Origin of the sequence: Bacteroides sp. MSK.20.12, from assembly GCF_019052435.1 — a bacterium.
GTDB lineage: Bacteria > Bacteroidota > Bacteroidia > Bacteroidales > Bacteroidaceae > Bacteroides > Bacteroides xylanisolvens.
On the sequence record NZ_JAHQVH010000062.1, the window covers coordinates 21713 to 28281 of the forward strand.

The window sequence follows — 6569 nt, forward strand, 5'->3', positions numbered from 1 at the left end:
AGTTCGGTAAAAGCGCTCGTGTTATTTGTGGATTTATTTGTCGTTGAAAAGCATATCGCTCAACGACTGTAAAGCTACTTTCTTATCGCACTCCCGAATGAGGAAGGAGATATTGTAGTTACTTCCTCCGAACGAGATCATTCGCACCGGTATATTCCGCATCGCATCAAGAGCTTTCGCTTCAAAACCGACATTTTCCCATTCAAGGTCACCTACAACGCAGATGATACACATCTCTTTATCAACGGTTACTGTTCCGTATTTCTTCAAGTCATCCAGAATCTCGTTAAGATGCTTCGTGTTATCGATTGTTACAGATACACCTACCTCTGAAGTACAGATCATGTCGATAGACGTCTGATAGCTTTCGAAGATTTCGAATACCTTACGCAGGAAACCGTGAGCCAATAACATACGGCTGGATTTGATCTTGATCGCAGTAATGTTTTCTTTTGCAGCTACTGCCTTGATTTTACCTTTTTCCGTGTCGTTGGAAATCAGTGTGCCCGGAGCTTCCGGATCCATTGTGTTCAACAGACGAACAGGGATATTGGCATATTTAGCGGGCTGAATACAGGTAGGGTGCAGGATTTTTGCACCGAAGTAAGCCAACTCGGCTGCTTCTTCGAAGTGAAGTTGACGAACCGGAGCGGTCTTGTCAACAATACGCGGGTCGTTATTGTGCATACCGTCGATATCTGTCCAAATCTGGATTTCGGAAGCGTTTACTGCGGCTCCGATCAGAGAAGCAGTGTAGTCACTACCACCACGTTGCAGATTGTCTATCTCACCGTAAGCATTGCGGCAGATGAAACCTTGCGTAATGTAGATTTCTGTATCCGGATAGAGATCGAGCTGTGCGCGCAATTTATCCTTAATATATACAGGATCCGGTTCTGCGTTCTTGTCAGTACGCATGAATTCCAAAGCCGGAAGCAACACGGACTTCACGCCACATTCCTGCAGGTAGAAGTTTACCATCGCCGTAGAAATAAGCTCTCCCTGTGCCAAAACCACTTTCTCTTCGAACAAAGTGAAAAGGTCTTTAGTATAGGAGCGGATGTAGTCGAAGTGGGATTTGACAACTTCAAGACCTTTCTGTTTATATTCCTGAGTTGCAAAAAGTTCATCAATGTGCTGTTTATATTTTGCTTCCAGCTTATTGATAATCTCGTTGGCACCCTCCGGATTCTTCTTATACAGATAGTCCGAAATTTCCACCAATGTGTTTGTTGTTCCTGACATAGCAGAAAGAACAACAATCTTCTGTTCACCATCGGTAATCAATTTGGCTACTTCCTTCATGCGCTGAGCAGAACCTACGGAAGTTCCTCCAAACTTTAAAACTTTCATTTTCGTTACTGTTTTAGTTATCTATATTTAAATCTATTTCTATTGTTCTCTGTCTGGGCATGTATTCGGCTGTCACATCTACAATCTGATGGTCGGCGCAACGATATACCCTGCCCGGATACTCTTTCAGCAATTGCAAATTGTGCGTTGTCATCACTACGGATGAGCCGGATTCACAGATATTGTGCAACAATTCTACAATGGCTTTACCGGTCTCTACGTCCAGATTTCCGGTCGGTTCATCCGCCAGAATAATAGCCGGAGAATTGAGTACGGCACGTGCAATCACAATACGCTGTTGCTCGCCACCGGAAAGCTCGTTCGGGAGCTTATAACCTTTGTTGGACATTCCCACCAGCTGAAGCACTTCTTCAATGCGATCTTGGATTTCCTGTTTGTTTTTCCAGCCTGTGGCACGAAGCACAAATTCCAGATTATTATATACAGTACGGTCTGTGAGCAACTGAAAATCCTGAAAGACAATGCCTAATTTCCGACGCAGTTGCGGGATATGCTTACGTTTGATAGAACGCATGTTATAACCCAACACTTCCGCTTCACCGTCAATTACGTCCAGTTCGCCATACAGAGTCTTGAGCAAACTCGTTTTTCCCGAGCCTACTTTTCCGATCAAATAGACGAACTCTCCTTTGTGCAGCTCCAGATTTACATCGCTTAATACACAGAGTTCCTGTTGATGGATTTCTACGTTCTTATATTGAATCAACGCCTCGTCATCCATACTGACTCCCGTTTTAATTTTTAATTATTAAATTTTAATTGTTTAATGCTTCTTCCATGTACTGCTGTGTCTTTCCTGCAATTCACGTGCAAGGTCTTCGAGACGATAGCCTTTTGAAGTAAGCAATACAATCATGTGATAAATAAGGTCGGCTCCTTCGTAGATCAAACGTTCGTCAGTACCGTTTGTTGCTTCGATTACTGTTTCTACAGCTTCTTCACCTACTTTTTGAGCTATTTTATTGATTCCCGACTCAAACAGACTGGTAGTATAAGAGCCTTCGGGCATTTCTTCATGACGTTTGTCAATGAAATCTTGCAATGCTTTCAGGAACATAACCGGTTCTTCGTTCTTCTCACCCCAACAAGTATCTGTACCAGTATGGCACACGGGACCTACCGGGTTTACCTGAATCAGTAGTGTATCATTGTCGCAATCGGCCTTTATAGATACCACATGAAGGAAGTTACCGCTTTCTTCGCCTTTTGTCCACAAACGATTCTTGGTACGGCTAAAGAATGTAACTTTTCCGGTTTCTACCGTTTTATCATAAGCTTCTTTATTCATGAAGCCCAGCATCAAGACTTTACGTGTCTCGTTGTCCTGTATGATAGCCGGAACGAGTCCGTTCATTTTATCGAAATCCAATTCCATTTTTATATAAGTTCTAATTACTATTCCAATTTACAATTATGATCTATTCGCCTATGGAGTTTTTTTTGCAAATATCTTATTCTATTTATCTAAATAGATTATTCATCAGCATGGAAACCCGGCCGGGGTGCCTCACCCCCTGATGGTAATTCCTTCGCCGCAGCCTAAAGGCTAATTTTTGCTACGCAGCAATTACCTAGTGGTAATTCCTTCGCCGCAAAGATACGATTTTAATTCGGGAATTTTAATTTCTCCGAAGTGAAAAACGCTGGCAGCCAATGCAGCATCTGCCTTTCCTTGTGAAAAGACATCGCGGAAATGCTCTTTACAGCCCGCACCTCCCGAAGCAATGATAGGAATGGAAAGCTGATCCGCCAAAGCGGCAAGTGCATCATTTGCATAACCGGCCTTTACACCATCGTGATTCATGCTTGTGAAGAGAATCTCTCCTGCTCCGCGTTCCTGGGCCTCTTTTGTCCACTCGAACAGGTCTTTATCTGTTTCGATACGTCCTCCATTCAAGTAACATTTCCAACCATTTTCGGCTTGTTTGGCATCTACTGCCAACACACAAACCTGCGAACCGAAATTCTTTGCAATCTCGTCAATCAATTGAGGATTACGGATAGCGGAAGAATTGATAGAGATCTTATCCGCCCCTGCATTCAACAGGCGGTCCACATCACTTAATTCGTTGATTCCGCCACCTACCGTAAATGGGATATTGATATTAGCAGCAATCCGTTTTACCAATTCCGTAAAAGTCTTACGTCCTTCATGACTTGCAGTAATATCCAGGAAAACAAGTTCATCTGCTCCTTGTTCACTGTAAGCGCGGCCTAACTCTACCGGATCACCGGCTTGGCGCAAATTGACAAAATTCGTTCCTTTCACGGTTTGTCCGTCTTTTATATCCAGACAAGGTACTATTCTTTTTGCTAACACAATCCTACTTTTATTTATTGTTCAACAATTTATAATCTATATCCCTGAAGTTTGATTCTTTGTTTCCTCTTATAATAAGGTAGCCATTTATAATATAAACAGCCATTTCATTCTGGTACGCTAATTATAAAAAGATTCTCAAATCTTTTAAGGTGATATGTCCTTCGTATAATGCCTTACCGAAAATAACTCCGGGAACACCAGCTTCATCCAAAGCAACAATATCATCCACCTTACTCACCCCGCCACTAGCCATCAGATAGAGGTCAGGGAATTTTGCCAGCATCTCCTTATATAAATCAATAGAAGGCCCACTCAACATTCCGTCACAGCTAATATCCGTACAGATTACTTTGCGTATACCTTTATCCATATAATTTTCAAGAAATGGAAAAAGCTCACAGGCACTTTCGTCTTTCCAACCGTTGACGGCTATCTTATGATCTTTTACATCTGCCCCCAAAATGATTTTTTCACTGCCATATATTTCCAGCCAATGACAGAACAATTCCGGGTCTTTCACCGCAATGCTTCCACCTGTAACCATCTGTGCTCCACTCTCAAAAGCAATTTTCAAATCTTCATCACTCTTTACTCCACCACCAAAATCGATAACGAGAGAAGTGTGCGCAGCAATCCGTTCCAACACCCGATAATTGACTACATGATGAGAAGCAGCACCGTCCAGATCTACTACATGAAGCCTGCGAACACCGTTCGCTTCAAACTCCTTGGCAACTTCCACCGGATTTTCGTTATATACTTTCTTACTGTCATAATCTCCCTGGGAAAGACGTACGCACTTTCCGTCAATAATATCAATAGCTGGAATAATTTCTATCATCTATTATTTATTTGCTAAAAGTTTATTATAAACGATGAACGAGTTTATTATAAATTATGATGGAGTTTATTATAAACGGCAACATAGTTTATTATAGATTCAAAAAGTTCGTCAGAATCTTTTCTCCCGTCTTACCGCTTTTCTCCGGATGGAACTGGGTGGCATAAAAGTTATCTTTATGCAATGCAGCACTAAACGGGTGAATATAATCTGTTGTAGCAGCAGTAAAGTCACAGGTAGGCACATAAAAGCTATGTACAAAATAGACAAACTCTTCTTCAGTGAATCCTTCAAACAATTTGCTATTCGTTTTTCCAATAGTATTCCATCCCATGTGCGGCACTTTATCCTCATGTTTCTGCGGAACAAAACGCTTCACGTCCACATCAAAGATATTCAAACAATCGACCTCTCCTTCTTCGGAATACCGGCACATCAACTGCATACCGAGACAAATTCCAAATACAGGCTGACGGAGATTTTTTATCAGTTCGTCCAGTCCCGTTGCTTTCAAGTGGTTCATGGTAGTTTCCGCCTCTCCCACTCCGGGGAAAATAACTTTATCTGCCGATTGGAGTTCTTCTTTATCAGCAGTAATCACCGCTTCCACACCCAACCGCTTCAAAGCATAATCCACAGAACGAATATTGCCGGCATTGTATTTTACAACTGCTACTTTCATCAGCTAAATATTACTGTTTTATTTTTATAAGCCAAAACTTTACGTTCGATGTGCTTCTGTACTGCACGTGAAAGAACGATTTTTTCCAAATCCTTTCCTTTATTTACAAGGTCTTCAATAGCGTCCTTATGAGTAATACGCACCACGTCCTGTTCAATAATCGGTCCGGCATCCAATTCAGTCGTTACATAGTGACTGGTTGCACCGATAATCTTCACACCTCTCTGGAATGCCGCATGATAAGGCTTCGCTCCTACAAACGCAGGAAGGAAAGAGTGATGTATATTAATAATCTTATTCGGATAAGCATTAATCATCTGCTCGGAAATTACCTGCATATAGCGCGCCAATACAATAAATGTAATATTATGCTTGGCAAGCAGTTCCATCTCCTTACGCTCCTGTTCTTCTTTCGTCTCCTTTGTAATAGGAAACAGATAGAAAGGAATTCCGAACCGCTCTGCTACATGCTGCAAATCCGGATGGTTACTTATAATAAGAGGTATTTCTACATTCCATTCTCCGGCTGTATATCGTGCCAATATATCGAAAAGACAGTGTGACAGCTTGGAAACGAAAATAGCCATACGTGGTTTTACATCAGAGAAATAAAGGCGAAAATCCATTTCATATTTTTGCCCGTAGAGAGTTCTGAAATAATCTTCAATTTTCTCCTGCGGAACCAGAAAGTCTTTCAGTTCCCATTCAATACGCATGAAGAATATGTTCTCTACATGATCTACATATTGATCCAGATAGATAATATTTCCTTTGTTTACCGTAATAAAGTCTGTCACTTCCGCAAGGATTCCCGGTTTGTCGGGACAGTGCAATAACAGTTTGGCTGTTGTCATCATTCTTTTTACTAATTAACGATTCTAGGCGGATAATTTTCCACCTTTCTTATTTTAGTCCGCAAAAATAACGATTTATTGCAAAATTACGAATTATTCAAGCAGAAAGTTGATATAAAAACGGTGATTTCTTACAGATAGAAAGATATTGGGAGTTATTTTCTATGAATAGAATGACAAACTTCAGGATAGTGACGCTATTGACTTCAGATAGTGACGCTATCCTATCGTGATGGCGTCACTATAACAACCGGATAGCGTCACTATCCGAAGAAAAAAAACAATATTTATTTCATTACAAAAGTACTCAAAATGAGACACTAAGCGTTTTTCTCGTTTTTTCTTGAAAAAAACTTTTCCCAAAACGCTTGCAGATTTATAAAAAACAACTACCTTTGCACCCGCAATCGAGAGAGATGCAGATTAACAAAATGAAATTCTGGTGCGTTAGTTCAGTTGGTTAGAATACATGCCTGTCACGCATGGGGTCACGGG

The 6569-nt window shown here is 41.1% G+C and carries 7 protein-coding genes; all 7 read right to left on the reverse strand.

Features of this window, described 5'->3' with window-relative positions; translation table 11 throughout:
- Positions 1–33: 33 nt before the first annotated feature.
- Entirely contained in the window at positions 34–1353 is a 1320-nt protein-coding gene (locus KTR06_RS22555; RefSeq protein WP_004313659.1) for an aspartate kinase, read from the reverse strand.
- A 13-nt stretch (positions 1354–1366) separates the two neighbouring features.
- A complete protein-coding gene (locus KTR06_RS22560; RefSeq protein ID WP_004313660.1) occupies positions 1367–2095 on the reverse strand; it encodes a cell division ATP-binding protein FtsE in 729 nt (242 codons plus the stop codon).
- A 42-nt stretch (positions 2096–2137) separates the two neighbouring features.
- The gene (gene hisIE, locus KTR06_RS22565) at positions 2138–2749 is read right to left on the reverse strand and encodes a bifunctional phosphoribosyl-AMP cyclohydrolase/phosphoribosyl-ATP diphosphatase HisIE (protein ID WP_004313661.1); all 612 of its coding nucleotides are present in this window, start codon (positions 2747–2749) and stop codon (positions 2138–2140) included.
- Positions 2750–2941: 192 nt separating this feature from the next.
- Complete coding sequence (gene hisF / locus KTR06_RS22570; protein WP_008643433.1) at positions 2942–3694, reverse strand: imidazole glycerol phosphate synthase subunit HisF; 753 nt, start codon at positions 3692–3694, stop codon at positions 2942–2944.
- Positions 3695–3818: 124 nt separating this feature from the next.
- Entirely contained in the window at positions 3819–4538 is a 720-nt protein-coding gene (gene hisA, locus KTR06_RS22575; RefSeq protein WP_004313663.1) for a 1-(5-phosphoribosyl)-5-[(5-phosphoribosylamino)methylideneamino]imidazole-4-carboxamide isomerase, read from the reverse strand.
- 91 nt (positions 4539–4629) lie between these two features.
- Positions 4630–5220, reverse strand: a complete 591-nt coding sequence (gene hisH, locus KTR06_RS22580) for an imidazole glycerol phosphate synthase subunit HisH (RefSeq protein WP_008643438.1) — start codon at positions 5218–5220, stop codon at positions 4630–4632.
- The gene (gene purU, locus KTR06_RS22585; RefSeq protein WP_008771204.1) at positions 5220–6077 is read right to left on the reverse strand and encodes a formyltetrahydrofolate deformylase; all 858 of its coding nucleotides are present in this window, start codon (positions 6075–6077) and stop codon (positions 5220–5222) included. The genes hisH and purU overlap by 1 nt, the downstream gene beginning before the upstream one ends.
- Between the last annotated feature and the right edge of the window lie 492 nt (positions 6078–6569).